This is a genomic window from Enterobacter sp. P82 (assembly GCF_037053385.1).
GTDB lineage: Bacteria > Pseudomonadota > Gammaproteobacteria > Enterobacterales > Enterobacteriaceae > Enterobacter.
The window spans coordinates 231,760-254,323 of sequence record NZ_JBALHX010000004.1 but is presented as its reverse complement, the minus strand read 5'-3'; the positions used below and the strand labels follow the sequence as shown (position 1 = coordinate 254,323).

21 protein-coding genes are annotated in these 22,564 nt (G+C 55.5%); 16 read left to right on the top strand and 5 right to left on the bottom strand.

Going from position 1 to position 22,564, the window contains the following annotated elements:
* Window positions 1-12: 12 nt before the first annotated feature.
* Both glnE and WB237_RS18450 read right to left on the bottom strand, forming a co-directional pair.
* On the bottom strand, window positions 13-2,871 hold the full coding sequence (glnE, locus tag WB237_RS18455; RefSeq protein ID WP_336215355.1) for a bifunctional [glutamate--ammonia ligase]-adenylyl-L-tyrosine phosphorylase/[glutamate--ammonia-ligase] adenylyltransferase: 2,859 nt from the start codon (window positions 2,869-2,871) through the stop codon (window positions 13-15).
* Window positions 2,872-2,889: 18 nt separating this feature from the next.
* Complete coding sequence (locus WB237_RS18450; protein ID WP_336215187.1) at window positions 2,890-4,191, bottom strand: CYTH domain-containing protein; 1,302 nt, start codon at window positions 4,189-4,191, stop codon at window positions 2,890-2,892.
* A 229-nt stretch (window positions 4,192-4,420) separates the two neighbouring features.
* On the opposite strand from WB237_RS18450, the gene WB237_RS18445 reads away from it, so the two are divergent.
* The gene (locus WB237_RS18445) at window positions 4,421-5,041 is read left to right on the top strand and encodes a TIGR04211 family SH3 domain-containing protein (RefSeq protein WP_028017142.1); all 621 of its coding nucleotides are present in this window, start codon (window positions 4,421-4,423) and stop codon (window positions 5,039-5,041) included.
* Between the two features lie 60 nt (window positions 5,042-5,101).
* On the top strand, window positions 5,102-6,343 hold the full coding sequence (locus tag WB237_RS18440) for a multifunctional CCA addition/repair protein (protein ID WP_129994944.1): 1,242 nt from the start codon (window positions 5,102-5,104) through the stop codon (window positions 6,341-6,343).
* Between the two features lie 10 nt (window positions 6,344-6,353).
* Here the strand turns inward: WB237_RS18440 and bacA are convergent, their stop codons facing one another.
* Together bacA and folB are read right to left on the bottom strand one after the other, a co-directional pair.
* The gene (gene bacA / locus WB237_RS18435; RefSeq protein ID WP_114978737.1) at window positions 6,354-7,175 is read right to left on the bottom strand and encodes an undecaprenyl-diphosphate phosphatase; all 822 of its coding nucleotides are present in this window, start codon (window positions 7,173-7,175) and stop codon (window positions 6,354-6,356) included.
* A gap of 107 nt (window positions 7,176-7,282) precedes the next feature.
* Window positions 7,283-7,651 (bottom strand): bifunctional dihydroneopterin aldolase/7,8-dihydroneopterin epimerase, encoded by a 369-nt coding sequence (gene folB, locus WB237_RS18430; RefSeq protein ID WP_023309215.1) that lies wholly within the window; start codon window positions 7,649-7,651, stop codon window positions 7,283-7,285.
* Between the two features lie 107 nt (window positions 7,652-7,758).
* Here folB and plsY point away from each other — a divergent pair, with 107 nt between their 5' ends.
* The 9 genes from plsY (at window position 7,759) to ureG (ending at window position 13,969) form a co-directional block, all read left to right on the top strand.
* Window positions 7,759-8,373: a glycerol-3-phosphate 1-O-acyltransferase PlsY gene (gene plsY / locus WB237_RS18425; RefSeq protein WP_028017138.1), complete on the top strand. Its 615-nt coding sequence runs from the start codon at window positions 7,759-7,761 to the stop codon at window positions 8,371-8,373.
* A gap of 110 nt (window positions 8,374-8,483) precedes the next feature.
* Complete coding sequence (locus WB237_RS18420; protein ID WP_028017137.1) at window positions 8,484-9,311, top strand: urease accessory protein UreD; 828 nt, start codon at window positions 8,484-8,486, stop codon at window positions 9,309-9,311.
* A 10-nt stretch (window positions 9,312-9,321) separates the two neighbouring features.
* Window positions 9,322-9,624: an urease subunit gamma gene (locus WB237_RS18415; RefSeq protein ID WP_003862556.1), complete on the top strand. Its 303-nt coding sequence runs from the start codon at window positions 9,322-9,324 to the stop codon at window positions 9,622-9,624.
* A 10-nt stretch (window positions 9,625-9,634) separates the two neighbouring features.
* On the top strand, window positions 9,635-9,949 hold the full coding sequence (locus WB237_RS18410; RefSeq protein WP_336215180.1) for an urease subunit beta: 315 nt from the start codon (window positions 9,635-9,637) through the stop codon (window positions 9,947-9,949).
* Window positions 9,942-11,645, top strand: a complete 1,704-nt coding sequence (ureC, locus tag WB237_RS18405; RefSeq protein ID WP_336215176.1) for an urease subunit alpha — start codon at window positions 9,942-9,944, stop codon at window positions 11,643-11,645. Before WB237_RS18410 ends, ureC begins: the two co-directional genes overlap by 8 nt.
* Window positions 11,646-11,654: 9 nt before the next feature.
* Window positions 11,655-12,119, top strand: a complete 465-nt coding sequence (gene ureE / locus WB237_RS18400) for an urease accessory protein UreE (RefSeq protein WP_108090491.1) — start codon at window positions 11,655-11,657, stop codon at window positions 12,117-12,119.
* Between the two features lie 9 nt (window positions 12,120-12,128).
* The gene (locus WB237_RS18395; RefSeq protein WP_336215172.1) at window positions 12,129-12,668 is read left to right on the top strand and encodes a HupE/UreJ family protein; all 540 of its coding nucleotides are present in this window, start codon (window positions 12,129-12,131) and stop codon (window positions 12,666-12,668) included.
* Window positions 12,668-13,342: an urease accessory protein UreF gene (locus WB237_RS18390; protein WP_336215170.1), complete on the top strand. Its 675-nt coding sequence runs from the start codon at window positions 12,668-12,670 to the stop codon at window positions 13,340-13,342. The genes WB237_RS18395 and WB237_RS18390 overlap by 1 nt, the downstream gene beginning before the upstream one ends.
* 9 nt (window positions 13,343-13,351) lie before the next feature.
* Complete coding sequence (gene ureG, locus WB237_RS18385) at window positions 13,352-13,969, top strand: urease accessory protein UreG (RefSeq protein ID WP_028017131.1); 618 nt, start codon at window positions 13,352-13,354, stop codon at window positions 13,967-13,969.
* Between the two features lie 43 nt (window positions 13,970-14,012).
* On the opposite strand, the gene tsaD is transcribed toward ureG, so the two are convergent.
* The gene (gene tsaD, locus WB237_RS18380) at window positions 14,013-15,026 is read right to left on the bottom strand and encodes a tRNA (adenosine(37)-N6)-threonylcarbamoyltransferase complex transferase subunit TsaD (RefSeq protein ID WP_024906472.1); all 1,014 of its coding nucleotides are present in this window, start codon (window positions 15,024-15,026) and stop codon (window positions 14,013-14,015) included.
* A gap of 236 nt (window positions 15,027-15,262) precedes the next feature.
* On the opposite strand from tsaD, the gene rpsU reads away from it, so the two are divergent.
* The 5 genes from rpsU to WB237_RS18355 all read left to right on the top strand — a co-directional run bounded on the left by rpsU (window position 15,263) and on the right by WB237_RS18355 (window position 22,560).
* Window positions 15,263-15,478 carry a 30S ribosomal protein S21 gene (gene rpsU / locus WB237_RS18375; protein WP_001144069.1) on the top strand — a complete coding sequence of 72 codons (216 nt, stop codon included), beginning with the start codon at window positions 15,263-15,265 and terminating at the stop codon, window positions 15,476-15,478.
* A gap of 115 nt (window positions 15,479-15,593) precedes the next feature.
* A complete protein-coding gene (gene dnaG / locus WB237_RS18370; RefSeq protein ID WP_442892517.1) occupies window positions 15,594-17,339 on the top strand; it encodes a DNA primase in 1,746 nt (581 codons plus the stop codon).
* A gap of 154 nt (window positions 17,340-17,493) precedes the next feature.
* A complete protein-coding gene (gene rpoD / locus WB237_RS18365; protein ID WP_114978745.1) occupies window positions 17,494-19,341 on the top strand; it encodes an RNA polymerase sigma factor RpoD in 1,848 nt (615 codons plus the stop codon).
* A 161-nt stretch (window positions 19,342-19,502) separates the two neighbouring features.
* Window positions 19,503-20,552 carry a 7-bladed beta-propeller protein YncE gene (yncE, locus tag WB237_RS18360; RefSeq protein ID WP_336215164.1) on the top strand — a complete coding sequence of 350 codons (1,050 nt, stop codon included), beginning with the start codon at window positions 19,503-19,505 and terminating at the stop codon, window positions 20,550-20,552.
* Between the two features lie 10 nt (window positions 20,553-20,562).
* Complete coding sequence (locus WB237_RS18355; protein ID WP_336215162.1) at window positions 20,563-22,560, top strand: TonB-dependent receptor domain-containing protein; 1,998 nt, start codon at window positions 20,563-20,565, stop codon at window positions 22,558-22,560.
* The last annotated feature ends 4 nt before the right edge of the window (window positions 22,561-22,564 follow it).

Below are 22,564 nucleotides of genomic sequence, written 5' to 3'. Positions count from 1 at the left end.
CGCGCGATAATATCACACTTGTTTTGTTACGCACGGTTCCACCAGCCACTTCTGCCAGCTTGCCGTCACCTGAGTGCGTTCACTGCTGAAACAGTCCAGCGCCACATGCCCCGGTTGTTCCTGCAGCGCCAGGTGGTGCAGCTCATCGCGTAGCGTGGTATAGGCGCGGGTTAACTCCTGTGCCTCCTGCTCGTCCATAATGTCGTTTTGCGCGAGCAGTTCCAGAATGCGTACATTGTCCGACCAGCGTGTCAGCTTCGGTTTATCGTGCGCGTGCAGCAGCACCAGGTACTGGGTAATAAACTCAATATCGGTAATCCCCCCCTCATCGGCTTTGATATCAAAGCGATCGCGATGTTTATTGCCTAAATGCGCACGCATTTTCTCGCGCATTTCGCGCACTTCGGTCTGCAACGTACTGCCGTCACGCGGGGTGGTCATGACCTCCTTGCGGATGACGTCAAACTGCGTTTTAAGCTGCGGATCGCCGTACACCACGCGGGCACGCACCAGCGCCTGATGCTCCCACGTCCAGGCTTCGTTCTTCTGGTAATCAGCAAAGGACTCCGTCGAGGTGACCAGCATGCCCGCCGCGCCGGAGGGTCGCAGACGTGCATCCACTTCGTACAAAATGCCGGATGAGGTACGGGTGCTGAACAGGTGCATAATACGTTGAGCCAGACGCAGATAGAACTGACGCCCGTCAATTTCACGTTCGCCGTCAGTCATCACGTCGACCGGGCAATCGTGCAGGAAGATTAAATCCAGATCGGAGCTATAACCCAGCTCCCAACCGCCGAGCTTGCCGTACCCCACCACCGCAAAACCACGACCTTCACGATCGGCCAGGTGTTTCGGCTGGCCGTAGCGAGCCACCATCTGCACCCAGGCCTGATGCACTACCGCGTCGATGATCGCTTCTGCAAGCCAGGTTAAGTGATCACTCACTTTCATCACCGGCAGCGTTCCGGCGATATCCGCCGCCGCCACACGCAGCATCTGTGCCTGCTTAAACTGACGCAACGCCTCCAGCTGTTGCTCTTCGTCCTCTTCCGGCACACGCAGCAGATACTGACGCAGCTCGTCCCGATAAGCATCCGTTGCCGTCGGCTGGTAGAGCGTATTCGGGTCGAGCAGTTCGTCGAGCAACAGCGGATAACGTGCCAGCTTGTTGGCCACCATCGGCGACGCGGCGCAGAGCGTAATCAGGTGTTTAAGCGCTCCTGGAAACTCGCTCAATAGTTCAAGGTACGTGGTACGGGTGATAATCCCGCTCAGCAGCGGCATCATGCGCGAGAGCGGCACCGGCGCATCCGCGCGGGAGCAAACCTCGCTCAGCAGATGCGGCATCAAATGATCAAGTACCTGACGACCACGTGGCCCAATCGCACGTTTATTCAGTTCAAGACGGAAATCAGCAATCAGTGCCACCACACGATGGCGGGCGTCGTCACTCAGGTGTGCCAGTACTGGCGTGGTGTCATCTTCCTGAAGCGCGTCCTGCCACAGCTCGCGCCAGTGCTCGGAAAGCACATCATCCTGCGACTCACTTTCGTCATCGCCAATCAGGTCGTTAAAGATACGGCGTACGCCTGCCATATGCGCATCCAGCCGTTCGGTCAGCATTGACCAGTCATCTGCGCGCATCCCCCAGGCAAGACGCGCCCGGTTCAGGTCATCCGCTGGCAAGGTCTGGGTCTGTTCGTCGTTGATACTTTGCAGCAGGTTTTCCAGACGACGCAGGAACAGATAGGCCTCACGCAGGGTTTGCGCGTCACCGTCCGGTAACAGGTGAAGCTGCTCAATCGATGTCAGCGTTGGCAGCAACGAACGTGATTGCAGGGACGGCTCACGCCCGCCGCGAATAAGCTGGAAGACCTGGACGATAAATTCGATTTCGCGGATACCGCCTGCACCGAGCTTAATATTGTCTTTCAGCCCACGGCGGCGCACTTCTCGGGCAATCATCCCTTTCATGTTTCTCAGGGACTGGATCACGCTGAAGTCAATGTAACGGCGGAACACGAACGGGCGCAGCATGGCGCGCAGCTCGTTGGCGTAGGCATCATCGCTGTCGCCCATGATCCGCGCTTTGACCATGGCGTAGCGTTCCCAGTCGCGCCCCTGCTCCTGGTAATAATCCTCCAGTGCGGCAAAGCTCAACACCAGCGGTCCGCTGTCGCCAAAGGGACGCAGACGCATGTCCACGCGGTAGACGAAACCATCCTGCGTCGGCTGATCCAGGGCCTTAATCAGACGCTGACCGAGTCGGGTAAAGAACTGGGCGTTGTCCAGCTCACGGCGCCCGCCGCGCGTAGAGCCGTTCTCCGGCCAGGCAAAAATCAGATCGATATCGGAGGAGAAGTTAAGCTCGCAACCGCCCAGCTTACCCATCCCCAGAATCAACAGTGGCTGAGGAACCCCTTCCTCGCTGCACGGTGTGCCCCACTCTTTACAGCAGGCGGTGTAGAGCCAGTCTCGCGCAGCAACAATCAACGTCTGTGCCAGCTCACTTAGCTGCTGTAACGTGCTCTCTTCGCTCACCAGCGCCAGAGATTGCGCCCAGGCAATACGCACCATTACCCGGCGACGGAACTGGCGCAGGACGCGCATCAGCGTTGCTTCATCCGCAACTTCAGCAAGCGCGGTTTGCAACCAGTCAGCATAATGCCGCCACTCTTCTGCCTGTGGCGGTGACTTTTCAAGCTCCACCAGCCAGTCCGGGTTGGCGGTGATACTTTCCTGCACAAAATCACTGAAAGTGAGCACGCTCTTCGCCTGCTCGCTTAATGATGACGCTGGTAATGACTCAGGCAGACGTTCGCAAACGGTCTGCCACTGCTGCTGTAACTGCGAAGAAAGCGGCATGATTGGGGTTCCTTGCCAGAGTTAACGTTTTCCGCTGTGCAGCCAGAACGGCTCCTGCGAAATGGCCTCGTTACGGAAATGCTCAATCTCAATATGCTGACGGGTTTCAATGGCATGCTTCAGCCCCTGCCAGTTCTCCAGCCAGGCCTGAGCCTTCACGCCGTCATAGGCACCGGAAAGCAGCAGCATGCTGTCGATATTGCGCGAAAGACGAGGAAGCTGATCGCCATACTGGTCACCCAGTGGGTAAGCAAAGGTGCTCTTCAACTCGGCGGCATGACGAGAGAGATGAATATCCGCGAAACGTTTGAAGTTCTCCGCGATTTTGGTCTGCGCTTTCGCATCCAGGAAAGTACGCCAGCCACGCGTGACCAGAAACTCGGTCAGTGCCAGTTTTGCCGTCGCCGTTTGCGGGCTATAGATCGCTGTTTGTGCCGATACGTCGGAGAGCATCAGCGTTTCGGTCTGCGTCAACAGATCACGTAAGTGAGTGCTCGCTTTGCGAGGAACGATGCCGCCGAACAGCGTCAGGGTATGGCGCACCAGAGCAATGGCCGCCAGCACATGGGTTTTGGCGTTTTTCACATTACGCGCCCATAGCTCTTCATGGTATTGCCACTGTGAAAGCGCCAGCTCCAGCGCGGCTTCCAGACCCTGCTCTACGCTGGCTTTCGGCGCAACGTGCAAAATCGTTGTCTCTTTCACCACGCGTGGCGCATTTCCGGCCGCCAGGTGATAACCGCGCGCGGCTTTGCTCAGGCTACCCTGACGCAACCCGGACTGGTTCACCAGCTTGCGCGCCAGCTTCAGCACATCGTTCGCATCCCCTTCCAGCAGTTCAAGCTCCAGCTCGCAGATCGGCTCCTGGAACTCACCCGCCTTCACCTCACCTAAATCCAGCGCGATTTCAATGCGGCTCTTGCCTTCCGTCACCAGCCATTTTTCGCGCCAGAAATCGGTACTGAACAGAGGCTGTACGTCTGCGGATAAGGTTTCAGGCAGTTTACCCTCAGGCCAAACCTCTGTCGGGAAACGTTCCAGCTCAAGTTCTGGCTTAGTGATGTCGATATTGTATTCCGGGCGCTGATGTAAACCACCGACCACGCGACCGGCAATTTTCATCGTCATCTCGTAGCGTCCGTTCGCGCCACGGATGCGCAGCCCCATATCGTGGCGGCGAAGCCAGTTGTCTGGCGTTTCGTAATAGATATTAAGCAGTTGTACCGGTGCATGGTGTTCGCCGGAAAGCGTGTGCAGATGCTGACGAAGAGCGTCAACGCTGTCTTTTTCGACGATAAACTTTAATTCAATTTCTTGTGCCATAGCCTTGTACTTTTGCGGGCGTCACAGACGCGTCAATGAGGGCGAACTTCCTCGCCATTTGTTTGTCAGTACATAGTATTTTGCGCCAAATTGCCATGCAATGAGCAATTTGACGGGCGTAAATGTGTAGAGTCGTGACACAGATGATTCTGATTGCTGACGAATGCTTTGCGTAGAGACACTGTTGCCACTACTATCGTTCCACTATTTATGAAAATAACGACTAATGATGCTTAAATTACGCCTGATTGGACTTACTTTACTCGCTTTTAGCGCCGCAACCACCGTGCACGCTGAAGAGAAGCGTTACGTTTCTGACGAACTGAACACTTGGGTACGCAGTGGCCCCGGAGATAATTATCGCCTTGTGGGCACGGTAAATGCCGGCGAGGAAGTCACCCTGTTACAGACCAACGCGGACACCAACTATGGCCAGGTTCGCGACAGTACCGGCCGTACGTCCTGGATCCCGCTGAAAGAGCTGAGCACCGTGCCAAGCCTGCGCACCCGCGTACCGGATCTGGAAAACCAGGTGAAAACCCTGACCGATAAGCTGAATAACATCGACGGAACCTGGAACCAACGCACCGCTGAAATGCAGCAGAAAGTGGCGCAGAGTGACGGTGTGATCAACGGTCTGAAAGAAGAGAACCAAAAACTCAAAAACGAGCTGATTGTCGCGCAGAAGAAAGTGAATGCCGCCAATCTGCAGCTTGACGACAAACAGCGCACCATCATCATGCAGTGGTTTATGTATGGCGGTGGCGTGCTGGGCGTGGGTCTGGTGCTCGGTCTGGTGCTGCCGCATCTGATCCCAAGCCGTAAGCGTAAAGACCGCTGGATGAACTAACTCGTCTTCTCTGCCAGACTTACGTATGATCCTGGAAAAGAGAAAACGGGAGTGTAGGGCGTGAAGAGTTATCTGGTCGGTGGTGCGGTACGTGATGCGTTGTTAGGTCTGCCGGTCAAAGATAAAGACTGGGTGGTGGTCGGTGCCACCCCCGAAGAGATGCTCAACGCGGGCTACCAGCAGGTAGGCCGCGATTTTCCCGTATTCCTGCACCCAAAAAGCCGGGAAGAGTACGCCCTCGCGCGTACCGAGCGGAAATCCGGTTCTGGCTACACGGGTTTCACCTGTTATGCCGCGCCGGATGTCACGCTGGAGCAAGATCTCCTGCGTCGCGATCTCACCATCAACGCGCTGGCGCAGGACGAGCAGGGTCAGATTATTGACGCTTATGGCGGTCAGGACGATCTGCGTAACCGCCTTTTACGTCACGTCTCCCCGGCGTTTTCTGAAGATCCGCTCCGCGTTCTGCGCGTGGCGCGTTTTGCCGCGCGTTATGCCCACCTGAGCTTCCGTATTGCCGATGAGACAATGGCGCTGATGACCGCCATGACCGAGGCGGGTGAACTTGAACACCTGACGCCTGAACGCGTCTGGAAAGAGACGGAAAATGCCCTGACCACGCGCAACCCACAGGTCTTTTTCCAGGTTCTGCGCGACTGCGGCGCACTGAAGGTGCTGTTCCCGGAAATCGACGCACTGTTTGGTGTCCCTGCACCGGCGAAATGGCACCCGGAAATTGATACCGGCGTTCATACCCTGATGACGCTCAGTATGGCGGCTATGCTCAGCCCCGAGGTCGACATCCGTTTTTCCACCCTGTGCCACGATCTGGGCAAAGGCTTAACGCCAAAAGAGTTCTGGCCGCGTCATCACGGGCATGGCCCGGCAGGCGTGAAGCTGGTCGAGGGGCTTTGTCAGCGTCTGCGCGTGCCGAATGAGATCCGCGATCTGGCGAAACTGGTGGCCGAGTTCCACGACCTGATCCACACCTTCCCCATCCTGAAACCGGCCACCATCGTCAAACTGTTCGATAACATAGACGCCTGGCGCAAACCTCACCGCGTCGAGCAAATCGCCCTGACCAGTGAAGCTGACGTGCGCGGGCGCACCGGGTTTGAAGCCTGCGATTACCCGCAGGGACGTTTATTGCGTAAAGCCTGGGAAGTTGCGAAAGCGGTGCCAACGAAGGATGTTGTCGAAGCGGGCTTTAAAGGACCTGAGATCCGTGAAGAACTCACCAGACGGCGGATTCAGGCGGTGACGGACTGGAAAGAAAAGCATTGCCCTCAGCCGAAAGACTGAGGGCTATCGGTCAGAAGAAGACCACGTAAACCGCTGCCGCCACGATAAAGCGATAGATCGCGAACGGAATAAACGAGATACGCTTAATCAACTGCAGGAAAGTTTTAATGGCAATCAGCGCCACGATAAAGGCGGTGATGAAACCAACGGCGAACATCGGAATGTCACCCGTGGTGAGGAACCCAATGCTTTTGTAGACGTCGAGTGCAGTGGCACCCATCATCATCGGTACTGCCAGCAGGAACGAAAACTCAGAAGCCGCATAACGGCTTACGCCCATCAGCATCCCGCCAGAAATGGTCGCGCCTGAACGTGAGAAACCCGGCCACAGCGCCAGACACTGGAAGCAACCAATAATAAACGCCTGACGGTAGGTCATGTCATCCAGACCTTCCGCACGCGGGGTCTTCGGCTTCAGCACTTCCGCCGCGATCAGCAGGAAACCACCCACTACCAGCGCGTACATCACGTTAATCGGGTTAAACAGAGATTTAATAGTGTCGTGGAACACCAGACCCAGCACCACCGCAGGGATCATCCCGAGCAGAATATGGATAAGCGTCAGACGGCCTGTGCCTTCACCTTCGCGCTGAGGGAGGCGACCAAAATGGATACCGATCAGGCCAAACAGACGGCGCCAGAACATCACCACCACCGCCAGAATAGAACCCAGCTGAATGACCACTTCAAACGTTTTAGCGGTATCGCCTTCAAAGCCCAGCAGATGGCCAACGATAATCATATGGCCCGTACTGGAAACCGGCAAAAACTCCGTCAATCCTTCGACCACACCCAGTATTGCCGCCACCAGCAGCGAGTGCATATCGCTCATCTATAAACCCCTAAAAAGATATAAAAAAAACGGTGTCCCATGCGGACAACCGAGAAAGATACAGCGTTAAGACCGATATAACCTAAAATGGTTTAGCTATTATGACGTTAAATCTTTCCTTTCAGATTTGTGCCACGCTCAATAATAACGCCAACATTGGCGGCACGCGCCACTGCGCCAGGTTTGCTTAACTTAATGCGCACCCACGGTGAATTGAATTTTTTCAGCAGCAATTCTGCGACTTCTTCAGCCACCCGTTCGACCAGCGCAAAACGTTGCCCTTCAACATGGGCGATGACCGTTTCACTAATATCGGCATAGCTCAGACAGTCATTCACGTCATCACTTTTTGCTGACTTGCGGTTATCCCAGCCCATTTCGATATCGAACACCAGCTTCTGCTCAATGGTCTGTTCCCAGTCGTAAACACCAATAGTGGTGATTACCGAAAGTTGCTCTATAAATACAATATCCATCACGACCTGCCTGCTTTTTGGCTAAACCGGATACCACTTCCGGCGAATTATGCGTATTATCCACAGATGCTGAGAATACAGATACATTTTCAAAACGGAACAGCGTTATGAGTGCAATCGCGCCTGGAATGATCCTCCTCGCCTATCTTTGCGGCTCAATCTCCAGCGCCATTCTGGTCTGCCGCATTGCAGGGTTACCCGACCCGCGTGAAAGTGGTTCCGGGAACCCGGGGGCGACCAACGTACTACGAATTGGCGGCAAGGGTGCAGCCGTAGCGGTTTTGATTTTTGATGTTCTGAAAGGGATGCTACCCGTCTGGGGCGCATATGCGCTGGGCGTCACGCCGTTCTGGCTGGGACTCATTGCCATCGCTGCCTGTGTCGGTCATATCTGGCCCGTATTCTTCGGATTTAAAGGTGGCAAAGGCGTTGCAACCGCCTTTGGTGCCATTGCGCCTATCGGCTGGGACTTAACTGGCGTCATGGCCGGCACCTGGCTGCTGACCATTCTGCTGAGCGGCTACTCGTCACTGGGTGCCATTGTCAGCGCGCTGATCGCCCCGTTTTACGTCTGGTGGTTCAAACCTCAATTCACCTTCCCGGTGTCGATGCTCTCTTGCCTTATCCTGCTGCGTCATCATGACAACATCCAGCGCCTGTGGCGTCGCCAGGAAACCAAAATCTGGACAAAGCTCAAGAGAAAGAAAAAAGAGCCGGAGTAATCGCGCGACACCCGCAGCAGATAACGTATCCATAAGCGACTCATATGACAGCCTTCATTTCCGCCAGGGCATACTGAAACGTATCCCGATGGTGAGCAAATGGATGCAGCATGTTAGCAGCTCAGGTCACTGATACTACGTATAAAGGCTGGCAGGCGTCGCTTGCCCTGCAGTTTTGCCACACGCCTGAGAAAACCCTCCTGCATTCCGCTCATCACCTCGGGCCGCTTACGGTTCAGCGTCCGTTTTACCCGGAAGGGGATACCTGCCACCTTTACCTGCTGCATCCACCCGGCGGAATTGTGGGTGGCGATACGCTGGACATTTCCGTTCGGCTGGACGCCAAAAGCCATGCGCTCATCACCATGCCCGGTGCCAGTAAGTTCTATCGCAGCAGTGGCCCGCAGGCTCGTCTGAGCCAGCACTTTTATCTCGATGAAGACGCCACGCTGGAGTGGTTGCCGCAGGACACCATTATCTTTCCCGGCGCGAACGCCGCGCTGCGTTCCGTCTTCCATCTGAAGGCCTCCAGTACATTGATGGCCTGGGAGTTGTACTGTCTGGGGCGCCCGGTGATCGGTGAGACCTTCAGCCACGGCAGGCTGGAGAGCCGCCTTGAAATCTGGATTGAAGACGAACCTCGCCTGATTGAGCGTCAGCATCTTAGCGATGGCGATCTCACGCCCGTTGCCGGGCATCCGTGGGTCGGCACGCTGCTGTTCTATCCGGCCAGGGAAGAGCATCTCGACAGGGTACGTGAACTGCTTACACCACTGGAAAACGTTGCCGGGGCAACCCTCACTGACGATCTGCTGTCGGTGCGCTTTCTCTCTCACGATAACCTGATTTGTCAGCGAGTGATGCGCGATATCTGGCAGTCGCTTCGCCCGCTTTTATCCCACAAAACTGCCTGTTCGCCGCGTATCTGGCAGACATAAGAGAAACGTTATGGAACTGACCCCCAGAGAAAAAGACAAGCTGTTGCTGTTCACCGCCGCGCTGGTTGCCGAACGCCGCCTTGCACGCGGGGTAAAGCTCAATTATCCGGAATCCGTCGCGTTGATCAGCGCCTTTATTATGGAAGGTGCGCGCGATGGCGAAACCGTCGCCTCACTGATGGAGGCGGGCCGCCATGTCCTCACGCGCGACCAGGTGATGGAAGGCGTACCCGAGATGATCCCCGACATTCAGGTAGAAGCGACCTTCCCGGACGGTTCAAAGCTCGTCACCGTCCATAACCCGATCGTCTAAGGAGCGCGTGATGATCCCAGGTGAATATCAGATCCAGCCCGGAAATATTGCCATCAACGTAGGGCGAACAATGCAGAGTGTGATCGTCGAAAACCACGGTGACAGGCCGATCCAGGTGGGATCGCACTACCACTTTTACGAGGTCAACCCGGCGCTGAAGTTCGACCGGGCGATAACCAAAGGCTACCGGCTGAATATTCCGGCCGGGACCGCCGTACGTTTCGAACCCGGCCAAAAGCGCGAAGTGACGCTGGTTCAGATCAGCGGCGCAAAGCGCATTGTCGGTTTTCGCGGTGAGGTGATGGGAGAGGTGAGCAATGGCTGAAATTTCACGTCAGGCCTACGCCGACATGTTCGGCCCCACCACGGGCGATAAAGTGCGGCTGGCCGACAGCGATCTGTGGATCGAAGTGGAAGAGGATCTCACTGTTTACGGTGAAGAGGTCAAATTCGGCGGTGGAAAAGTGATCCGCGACGGCATGGGCCAGGGACAGATGGTCGCAGACGACTGCGTGGATCTGGTCCTCACCAACGCCCTGATAGTTGATCACTGGGGGATCGTGAAAGCCGATATCGGCGTGAAGAACGGGCGGATCTTCGCCGTCGGTAAAGCCGGTAACCCAGATATTCAGCCCGGCGTGACGATCCCGATTGGCGCGGCAACAGAAGTGATCGCCGCCGAGGGGAAGATCGTCACAGCCGGCGGGATCGACACCCACATTCACTGGATCTGCCCGCAGCAGGCGGAAGAGGCGCTGGTCTCCGGCGTCACGACCATGATCGGCGGCGGTACCGGGCCCGCTGCAGGCACCAACGCCACGACCTGCACGCCGGGGCCGTGGTATATCGCCCGCATGTTACAGGCCGCAGATACGCTGCCGGTGAATATTGGTCTGCTCGGCAAGGGTAACGGCTCAAACCCGGACGCTCTGCGCGAGCAGATCGCCGCCGGTGCTATCGGGCTGAAGATCCACGAAGACTGGGGTGCCACGCCTGCCGCCATAAACTGTTCTCTGGAGGTTGCAGACGAGATGGATATTCAGGTGGCGCTACACAGCGACACGCTGAACGAATCCGGGTTTGTCGAAGATACGCTGGCGGCGATTGGCGGGCGTACCATCCACACCTTCCACACCGAAGGCGCGGGCGGCGGCCACGCGCCGGATATCATCACCGCCTGCGCGCACCCGAATATTCTGCCCTCCTCTACCAACCCGACGCTGCCCTACACGGTGAACACCATCGACGAGCATCTCGACATGCTGATGGTCTGCCATCACCTCGATCCGGATATTGCTGAGGACGTCGCCTTTGCAGAATCACGTATTCGCCGTGAAACCATCGCCGCTGAAGATGTGCTGCACGATATCGGCGCATTCTCGCTCACCTCGTCAGATTCTCAGGCGATGGGCCGCGTGGGGGAAGTGATTATCCGCACCTGGCAGGTGGCGCACCGCATGAAGGTGCAGCGCGGCACCCTGCCGGAAGAGACCGGCGATAACGACAACTTCCGCGTAAAGCGCTATATCGCCAAATACACCATCAACCCGGCGCTGACCCACGGTATCGCCCATGAAGTGGGTTCGATTGAGGCAGGAAAACTGGCTGACCTGGTGGTCTGGTCACCGGCCTTCTTTGGCGTGAAACCCGCCACCATCGTCAAAGGCGGGATGATCGCCTGCGCGCCGATGGGTGATATCAACGCCTCTATCCCCACGCCGCAGCCAGTCCATTATCGCCCGATGTTTGGCGCACTCGGTGCCGCGCGCCACGCCACACGGCTGACGTTTATCTCGCAAGCCGCCAGTGCGAACGGCATCCCGCAGCAGCTCAATCTGCAAAGTGGCACCGCCGTGGTGAAAGGCTGCCGGACGGTGAAAAAGGCCGACATGATCCACAACGCTCTGCAGCCGAACATCACCGTCGATTCGCAAACCTACGAGGTGCGCGTCGACGGCGAACTGATTACCAGCGAACCGGCTGACGTTCTGCCGATGGCGCAACGCTATTTCCTGTTTTGAGGAGTGATGATGATCTATTTAACCCAACGCCTGGACCATGCCCATCCCGTAACCTCCAGCGTCACGCTGCCGATTGACGTGCGGGTGAAAAGCCGCGCCCGCGTGGCGCTGAACGACGGCCGCGAAGCCGGGCTGATGCTGCCACGCGGCTTGCTGCTTCGCGGCGGAGACCTGCTGACCACCGACGACGGCAGTGAGGTGATTGAAGTGATCGCTGCCGCGGAGTCCGTCTCTGTGGTGCGCTGCGCCGATCCGTTCCTGCTCGCCCGCGCCTGCTATCACCTGGGCAACCGTCACGTGCCGCTGCAAATCATGCCCGGCGAGCTGCGCTATCACCACGATCATGTTCTCGACGATATGCTGCGCCAGTTCGGGCTTGAGGTGACGTTTGCCAGCCTGCCATTTGAACCCGAAGCAGGGGCCTACACCAGCGAGGCTCATAGTCATAGCCACTCTCACGCTCATTCACATTAAGGATTAATCATGCGCAAGTACTTACCCCTGTTACTGCTGGCCTTTTCCCTGCCTGCGCTGGCACATCCGGGACACGGAGCCGACAGCTTCCATGCCGGATTTTTCCACCCGCTGACCGGCCTCGATCATCTGCTGATGCTGACAGGTGCAGGCGTACTCTCCGCCCTGAGCGGCCGCAAGTTGATACTGCCCTTTGCCACCCTCGGCATGATGCTTGTCGGCGCCATTGCGGGCAGTCTGCTTGGTGGCTTTAGCGGCATGGAGATGCTGATTATCGCCTCGCTGGCGGTCTGCGGCGTGATGATGTTTAAAACCGAAAACCGTCTGCTGCTGGCCGTCCCTGCCCTGGCGATGTTCCACGGCTGGGCGCACGGTGTGGAGATGTCCGGCCACAACTTCTGGTTGTTCACCAGCGGGTTCATGTTTGCCAGCGCCACCGTACTGTGCGCCAGTTTCGCCGCAGGGTTGCTGCTGCGCCGTCACGACGGACTGCGTAAAACCTTCGGCGGCGGGCTGATTGTCTCCGCCCTGCTGGCGCTGATGAGCTAATGGAGCACTCCCGCCAGTGGCTGCGCCTGATGCAGCTTTCCAGCAGCAGCCTGCCGGTCGGGTCATTTACCTGGTCACAGGGGCTGGAATGGGCCGTTGAGGCAGGCTGGATCACAGACGCCGACGCCTTCAAACGCTGGCAGACGCAACAGATGGAGCAGAGTTTTTTCTGTGTCGATCTGCCGCTGTTTATCCGCCTGTATCAGGCCTGTGAGCAACAGGATCTCGTTACAGCCAAACGCTGGACAGCGTATCTGCTCGCCTGCCGGGAAACGCGCGAGCTGCGAGAAGAAGAGCGCAACCGCGGAGCGGCCTTTACGCGCCTCATCAAAAGCTGGGAGCCGGACTGCCCCCCCGAATGGCTGCCACTGTTTACGCAAAGCCAGCTCTGCGGCATGGCGTGGCTCGGCGTGCGCTGGGGCATCGGCGTGCGCGAGCTGGCGCTGAGCCTGGGCTACAGCTGGATGGAGAGCGCGGTCATGGCAGGCGTGAAGCTGGTGCCGTTTGGGCAACAGGCCGCGCAGCAGCTGATTATCGACCTGAGCAACCATTTTGCCGACGGGCTTGAACAGGCATTTTTGCGCAGTGATGACGAGATAGGCGCGGCGACACCGCTGTCCGCTATCGCCTCTGCGCGCCACGAAACACAATATTCACGGTTATTCCGTTCCTGAGGAGTGAACATGGCTGATTACAAACATCCCTTGCGCGTGGGCGTCGGCGGCCCGGTAGGGTCTGGCAAAACTGCGTTGCTGGAAGCACTGTGCAAAGCGATGCGCGACACCTATCACCTGGCGGTGGTGACGAACGATATCTACACCAAAGAGGATCAGCGCATCCTGACCGAAGCGGGCGCGCTGGAGCCGGAACGCATTGTGGGCGTGGAGACCGGTGGCTGCCCGCATACCGCCATCCGTGAAGATGCCTCGATGAACCTGGCCGCTGTAGAAGCATTAAGCGAGAAATTCGGTAATCTGGATCTGATCTTCGTTGAAAGTGGCGGCGATAACCTGAGTGCGACCTTCAGTCCCGAACTGGCAGATCTGACGATCTACGTGATCGACGTGGCCGAGGGGGAGAAGATCCCGCGCAAGGGAGGGCCAGGGATCACCAAATCCGATTTCCTGGTGATCAACAAAACCGATCTCGCGCCGTACGTGGGTGCCTCACTTGAGGTGATGGAGCGCGACACCAACCGCATGCGCGGCGAGCGTCCGTGGACCTTTACCAACCTGAAGGCGGGAGACGGTCTGGCGACGATTATTGGTTTTTTAGAAGAGAAAGGGATGTTGCGGGTATAGTGCGGTTTATTGCCCGGAGGCGCTGCGCCACCGGGCAATAAAATCACGCCTCAGGCAGTTCCGCCAGCGGCCAGCGCGGACGCACGGAGACGCTCAGATCGGACGTTGCACCGGCGTTCAGACGTACCATCCCGGCGTAGGCAATCATCGCACCGTTGTCGGTACAAAATTCCGGACGCGCGTAGAACACTTCCCCACGACGCTTTTGCATCATCTCAGCAAGCTTCGCACGCAGCGTACGGTTGGCGCTGACGCCGCCAGCCATCACCAGACGCTTAAAGCCGGTCTGATCCAGCGCGCGTTTGCACTTGATCATCAGCGTATCGACTACCGCATCTTCGAACGCACGGGCGATATCGGCGCGGGTCTGCTCGCTATCATCGTTATTACGAATGGTATTGGCTGCGAAGGTTTTCAGGCCAGAGAAGCTGAAATCCAGCCCTGGACGGTCGGTCATCGGACGCGGGAAGACAAAGCGCCCTTCCGTACCCTGCGACGCCATCTTAGAAAGCATTGGGCCGCCAGGATAATCCAGCCCCAGCAGCTTGGCGGTTTTATCGAACGCTTCACCGGCGGCGTCGTCGATCGACTCGCCCAGCAGCTCATACTTGCCAATGCCCGTCACGCTAATCAGCTGGGTATGACCGCCAGAAACCAGCAGTGCCACAAACGGAAACTCAGGTGGATTCTCTTCCAGCATTGGCGCCAGCAGATGCCCTTCCATATGGTGAACCGGAATGGCCGGAACATCCCATGCAAAGGCCAGTGAACGGCCAACCGTTGCACCCACCAGCAGGGCACCGACAAGACCCGGGCCTGCGGTATACGCCACGGCATCAATATCTGTTGAACTCAACCCGGCCTCTTTCAGTGCCGCCTGAATCAGGGGAACCGTTTTACGCACGTGGTCACGAGAGGCCAGTTCTGGCACGACGCCGCCGTAGTCAGCGTGCAATTTCACCTGACTATACAGTTGGTTGGCCAGAAGCCCTTTCTCGTCGTCGTAAATGGCGATGCCGGTTTCATCGCAGGATGTTTCAATACCCAGTACACGCATGACTTGTTTTACCTCGTTTCAATACCGCGCAGTGTAGAGCCTGGGCGGGTTGATGTAAAACTTTGTTCGCCCCAGGAAGAAGGCTCGTGTATACTCCTCACCCTTATTAAAGTCCCTTTCAAAATCGCATCGGTGCTTTACAAAGCAGCAGCATTTGCAGTAAAATTCCGCACCATTTTGAAATAAGCTGGCGTTGATGCCAGCGGCAAACCGAATTTATTAAAGGTGAGAGTTACATGCCGGTAATTAAAGTACGTGAAAACGAGCCGTTCGACGTAGCACTGCGTCGCTTCAAACGTTCATGCGAGAAAGCAGGTGTTCTGGCTGAAGTTCGTCGTCGTGAGTTCTATGAAAAACCAACGACCGAACGTAAGCGCGCTAAAGCTTCTGCAGTGAAACGTCACGCGAAGAAACTGGCTCGCGAAAACGCACGCCGTACTCGTCTGTACTAATTGATTGAGGGCCTCAGCCCTCAATTGACAGACAGAGTAATAGTCGTAAGGCCGTGCTTCCGGAAGGAATGCGCGGCTTGTTTTCGTTTATAAGTCGCTTAAATTTTTGGGGCATATGGCCGGAAGAATCCCACGCGTTTTCATCAATGACCTGCTCGCCAGAACCGACATCGTCGATCTCATCGACGCGCGGGTAAAGCTGAAAAAGCAGGGCAAGAACTACCATGCGTGCTGTCCGTTCCATAACGAAAAAACCCCCTCCTTCACCGTAAACGGTGAAAAGCAGTTTTACCATTGCTTCGGCTGTGGTGCTCACGGTAACGCCGTTGATTTTTTAATGAACTACGACAAGCTCGAGTTCGTTGAAACCGTCGAAGAACTGGCGGCAATGCATAACCTTGAAGTGCCGTATGAAGCAGGCAGTGGGCCAAGCCAGATAGAGCGCCATCAACGGCAAACGCTGTATCAGCTGATGGATGGCCTGAATTCGTTTTACCAACAGTCTCTTAAGCACTCTGCGGCTGAGCCTGCGCGTCAGTATCTGAGCAAGCGCGGACTGAGCGACGATGTCATTGCGCGTTTCGCTATTGGTTACGCCCCGCCCGGCTGGGACAACGTGTTAAAGCGTTTTGGCGGCAATAGCGAAGATCGTAAATCCCTCATCGATGCAGGCATGCTGGTCACCAATGACCAGGGACGAAGCTACGACCGCTTCCGCGAACGGGTGATGTTCCCGATCCGCGACAAGCGTGGACGGGTAATAGGTTTTGGTGGTCGCGTATTGGGTGATGCCCTGCCGAAATACCTCAACTCCCCGGAAACCGATATTTTCCATAAAGGCCGTCAGCTGTATGGCCTTTATGAGGCGCAGCAAGATAATGCGGAACCTCCGCGTCTTCTGGTCGTCGAAGGCTATATGGACGTCGTCGCACTGGCGCAGTACGACATTAACTACGCCGTTGCGTCGTTAGGGACGTCCACCACGGCCGATCATATTCAGTTGCTGTTCAGGGTGACTAACAATGTCATCTGCTGTTACGACGGTGACCGCGCAGGACGGGATGCCGCCTGGCGCGCGCTGGAAACAGCACTTCCTTACATGACCGACGGGCGTCAGTTGCGCTTTATGTTCCTGCCCGACGGTGAAGACCCGGATACGCTGGTGCGTAAAGAGGGCAAAGCGGCGTTTGAAGCGCGGATGGAGCAGGCTCAGCCGCTCTCCACGTTTTTGTTTAACAGCCTGATGCCGCAGGTGGATTTGAGTACCCCTGACGGGCGCGCGCAGCTCAGTACGCTGGCGCTGCCGTTAATCAGCCAGGTGCCCGGCGAAACGCTGCGCATCTATCTGCGTCAGGAGTTAGGCAACAAGCTTGGCATTCTGGATGACAGCCAGCTTGAACGTTTAATGCCAAAACAGGCTGAAAACGGTGCGGTTCGCCCCGCGCCTCAGCTAAAACGCACAACCATGCGTATACTGATAGGGTTACTGGTGCAAAACCCCGAACTTGCTCCGCAAGTGCCGTCGCTGGCGGGTTTGAACCACGAAAAATTGCCCGGACTTGGTTTATTTTCAGAATTGGTCAACACTTGTTTGTCACAACCAGGTCTGACCACCGGACAACTTTTAGAACATTATCGCGGCACAAAAGAGGCTGCAACCCTTGAAAAACTGTCGATGTGGGACGATATAGCAGATAAGGATATTGCAGAAAAAACGTTCACCGACTCACTCAACCATATGTTTGATTCGATGCTTGAGCTGCGCCAGGAAGAGTTGATTGCTCGCGAGCGCACACACGGCTTAAGCAGCGAAGAACGCCGGGAACTCTGGATGATTAACCAGGAACTGGCGAAGAAATAAAAGAATTTAACGGCTTAAGTGCCGAATATCGATCGGGGAGCCCCCGGCAGCCGCACTGAGAGGCAGCGGCAAAAATATAAGTACGCCCTCGCTTTAAAGGTTGGCAGCCCCATCGCCGACACCAATCAAACGAATTAAGTGTGGATACCGTCTTATGGAGCAAAACCCGCAGTCACAGCTGAAACTTCTTGTCCAACGCGGTAAGGAGCAAGGCTATCTGACCTATGCCGAGGTCAATGACCATCTGCCGGAAGATATCGTCGATTCAGATCAAATCGAAGACATCATCCAAATGATCAATGACATGGGCATTCAGGTGATGGAAGAAGCACCGGATGCCGATGATCTGTTGCTGGCTGAAACCTCCAACAACACTGATGAAGATGCGGAAGAAGCTGCTGCACAGGTACTGTCCAGCGTGGAATCTGAAATCGGGCGTACCACTGACCCGGTCCGCATGTACATGCGCGAAATGGGTACCGTTGAACTGTTGACCCGCGAAGGCGAAATTGACATCGCAAAACGCATCGAAGACGGGATCAACCAGGTTCAGTGCTCTGTTGCCGAATACCCGGAAGCGATTACCTATCTGCTGGAGCAGTACGATCGCGTTGAAGCGGAAGAAGCGCGCCTGTCGGACCTGATCACCGGTTTTGTCGACCCGAACGCCGAAGAAGATATGGCACCAACCGCCACTCACGTCGGTTCTGAACTGTCTCAGGAAGAGATGGATGACGACGAAGACGAAGATGAGGAAGACGGCGACGACGACAGCAGCGATGATGACAACAGCATCGACCCTGAACTGGCGCGTGAGAAGTTTGCCGAACTGCGTACCCAGTACGAAGTGACGCGTGACACCATCAAAGCGAAAGGCCGCAGCCATGCCGCCGCTCAGGAAGAGATCCTGAAACTGTCTGAAGTGTTCAAACAGTTCCGCCTGGTGCCAAAACAGTTCGACTACCTGGTTAACAGCATGCGTGTGATGATGGATCGCGTACGTACCCAGGAACGCATCATCATGAAACTGTGTGTTGAACAGTGCAAAATGCCGAAGAAGAACTTCATCACCCTCTTCACCGGCAACGAAACCAGCGAAACCTGGTTCAACGCAGCGATCGCGATGAACAAGCCGTGGTCTGAAAAACTGCATGACGTGAAAGAAGATGTGCATCGCGGCCTGCAGAAACTGCAACAGATTGAAGAAGAAACCGGCCTGACCATTGAGCAGGTCAAAGACATCAACCGTCGCATGTCCATCGGTGAAGCGAAAGCCCGCCGTGCGAAGAAAGAGATGGTTGAAGCGAACTTGCGACTGGTTATCTCTATCGCCAAGAAATACACCAACCGTGGTCTGCAGTTCCTGGATCTGATTCAGGAAGGCAACATCGGTCTGATGAAAGCGGTAGATAAGTTTGAATACCGTCGTGGCTACAAGTTCTCCACCTATGCAACCTGGTGGATCCGTCAGGCGATTACCCGCTCTATCGCGGATCAGGCGCGCACCATCCGTATTCCGGTGCATATGATTGAGACCATCAACAAGCTCAACCGTATTTCTCGCCAGATGCTGCAGGAAATGGGTCGCGAACCGACGCCGGAAGAGCTGGCTGAGCGCATGCTGATGCCAGAAGACAAAATCCGTAAAGTGCTGAAGATTGCCAAAGAGCCAATCTCCATGGAAACGCCAATCGGTGATGATGAAGATTCGCATCTGGGTGATTTCATCGAGGATACCACCCTCGAGCTGCCGCTGGACTCTGCCACCACCGAGAGCCTGCGTGCCGCGACGCACGACGTTCTGGCTGGCCTGACCGCCCGTGAAGCAAAAGTTCTGCGTATGCGTTTCGGTATCGACATGAACACCGACCACACGCTGGAAGAAGTGGGTAAACAGTTCGACGTTACCCGCGAACGTATCCGTCAGATCGAAGCGAAGGCGCTGCGTAAACTGCGTCATCCAAGCCGCTCTGAAGTGCTGCGTAGCTTCCTGGACGACTAATCAGTCCTGAAATTGAAAAGCTCCCTTCTGGGAGCTTTTTTTTGGGGTTTTTCCGCGGAGTGCAAAAATTGGTAGGGTAAACGGCCCACATACGCAATTGTAAATGATATTTATTTTCATTATCATTTTTCTTTTCGTAAATCACTGTAAAGAAAAATTACATGAATTTCAAAATATTAAAAAATCGGTCCCTCTGCGCGTTCGCTATTTCTGTGGTTCTTCATACGGGTTCCACTTTTGCTAAGGATTTCTCTGAGGAGCAGTTTGCTTCCAGGGCACTGGGTCATGGAGTTTACGAACTGGCTTATGACGCCGGACAACAGGCGATCTATGCCGCTTCTGCCCCTTCTTTCGACAAAGATAAAACTGCAGGGGAAGCTTTCCTGCTTTCAACCGATACGCTGAAGATTCGCGAACGGATCGTCACCAGTCGTCGATCTTTTGCGGTTGCACTGGATGAATCCAATTACATTCTCTGGTCAGGCAACGCACTGGATGGCTCAGTGACTCTGCTGGATACCCGCGCCAACAAAGAAGTCAAAACCCTACAACTCGCGAATACGGAGAATAATGCCCACGTCCGCGAAGTGGTGCTCGATAAAAAGCATCAGCGCCTCTATGTCTCAGGGATTGCCAGTGAAGGCAAAGGGATTCTGTGGGTTGTCGATACGCGAAACCAGACGCTTCTGCACGCCCTTAAAGGGATGGATCCGGTCGGCTTTGCGGTCGATGAAGCGGGTGATAAAGTCTATGCCGTTACTGGCAAAGGTGAACTGGTTACTCTGGATGGCAAAACCTCTCAGGTTCTTTCCCGTGTGGCAGTTGACCCAACCGAACCTAAGCATTACTTCCTGAACATCGCCCTGAATACCGCCAAAGGGGTTGGTTTCATCACCGATAGCAACACCGTCGACGTGCTGGTTGTCCAGCTTGACTCTGGCAAGATCCTCCACCGGGTTCCAACCCCTAACGCCATTGCTGCCGTCTACAATCCTGCGCGCAACGAAGTGTATGTCACCCATCGCAATGCCCGTCAGATTAGCGTTATCGATGCCAATACTTACAGCCTGAAACACACCATCAAAACAGCAGCGATGCCGAATAGCATGGTGCTTTCTCCTGATAACAAAACGCTCTTCGTCAGCGTGAAGCAGGATGAAAAATCTTCCCAGGCCGACTACGTACTCAAACTCGATTTAACCCAATTCTGAGGATTGCGATGTGATTAACCAGACACGTTCGGCGCTGGCGATTTCGCTCGCCCTCACCAGCCTTCCTGCGGCCGTTTTCGCTGAAGAAACCGCCCCTGTTAATGAAGATCAACTGGTGGTGACCGCCACCGGTTTCGCACAGGAACGCCGCGAAGCGCCTGCGACCATCTCTGTCGTCGGCGAAAAAGAACTCAACACCCGTTCTAACCAGAACGTCACTGAAGCCCTTCGTGAAATGCCCGGTGTATTAGTGGGCAACGGTAACGGTAGCCTTGCTACAGGTGACGTACAGATGCGTGGGATGGACTCGACCTATACCTCATATATGGTCAATGGCATCAAGCAAGGAACCCGTGAGTCCCGTCCTTATGGGCACCACATAGGCACCGAAGCGGCGTTTTTACCACCACTTGCCGCCATTGAGCGTATAGAGGTGATCCGTGGGCCCATGTCCTCCCTGTACGGCTCTGACTCTATTGGCGGCGTGGTCAACGTCATTACCAAAAAAGCGTACAACCTGGATGCCTGGACAGGCGTACTGGAAGATAACTACTTCCTGCAGGAGAAAAGCGAGTACGGCAACACCAACCAGACCAATGCCTTTTTGATGGGCCCTATTATTCCGGGAAAACTCGGCGTGAGCGTGGCAGCGGATTATCTGGACCGTCGCGATGACGACAGCCAGAAAGATGAACGCTTTGTGAAGCACCAGGCTGGCAACCTGGACGCGACCATCAATATGTCGCCAACCGATACCCAGCTGTGGGATTTAAACGTCGTCAAAGGGCATCAGGTCAAATCACATAACGATAAAGCCTGGCAATGGGATTTTGATCGCGATGCCGCATCACTTTCCCAGCACGCCTGGTACGGCGACGATCTGCTGGAAGTGAAGAACTTCGTCAGCTACGAGAACGCCAAAACTGAATACCGGATACCGGGCATGAGCTCGCAATTCATCAAGCAGCGTAACTATGAAGCCAACAGTGCGAACACCTTTTCGCTTGGCGATCACAAGTTAACACTGGGGATCAACTTTACGCGTAATGAGCTGGACGATACGTTCGGTATCGCAGACAAAGAGGTTCCGGGGGTCACACCGGTCAGCGAAATCAGCCGCAACGGCTGGGCCGTGTTTGCCGAAGATGCCTGGATGATGGTGCCAGATTTCACCCTCACCACCTCAGCGCGTCTCGATCACGACAGCTACTTTGGCTACCACGTGACGCCGAAACTCTACGGTAACTGGACGATCGATGAAAGCTGGGCGCTGAAAGGCGGCATCTCTGCGGGGTATAAAAAACCAGATCTGCGTGAAAATAACGAAGGTTTTACCAGCGTCTATGGCTCCTATCCTTATTCGTATATCGGGATCGGTAACGATGACCTGAAGCCGGAGCAAAGCCTCAACACCGAAGTGGGCGTTTACTGGCAGCAGGATGCACTGGCGCTGGATGCCACCGTATTCTTCACCAAATTCAAAGACAAGATCAGCGACTACACCATCTGTACCGCAACGGCCACACAGAAATGTGTCTACAACGGGTACGAAGCAGAAGAGGTTTCTCAGTATTTCAACGTCAGCGATGCGGAAATCTATGGTCTGGAGCTAAACGGCGACTGGCAGGTCACGCCAGCGCTGAAGGCTAATGCAAACTATACGTACACCCATAGTGAGCAAAAAAGTGGTCAATACAAGGGAGAAGCACTGAACGAATTCCCGAGCAGTATGGCCAACCTGTCACTGACATGGAATGCGTTAAATGACCTTGAACTGTGGACCAAAGCCAGCTGGCGCAGCAATACGCCAAACACCGGTAAATCAACCTCAACAGAAGCCTATGCGCTGGTTGACTTAGGGTTACGTTACCATCTCAACAAAAACATCACGCTAATGACGGGTATCTATAACCTGTTCGACGTGAACCCGATATACAAAACGAACTATAACCAGTCTTCCATCCTGGAAGGACGCCGCTATAACATGGGTGCTCGATTCGAGTTTTAAGGGT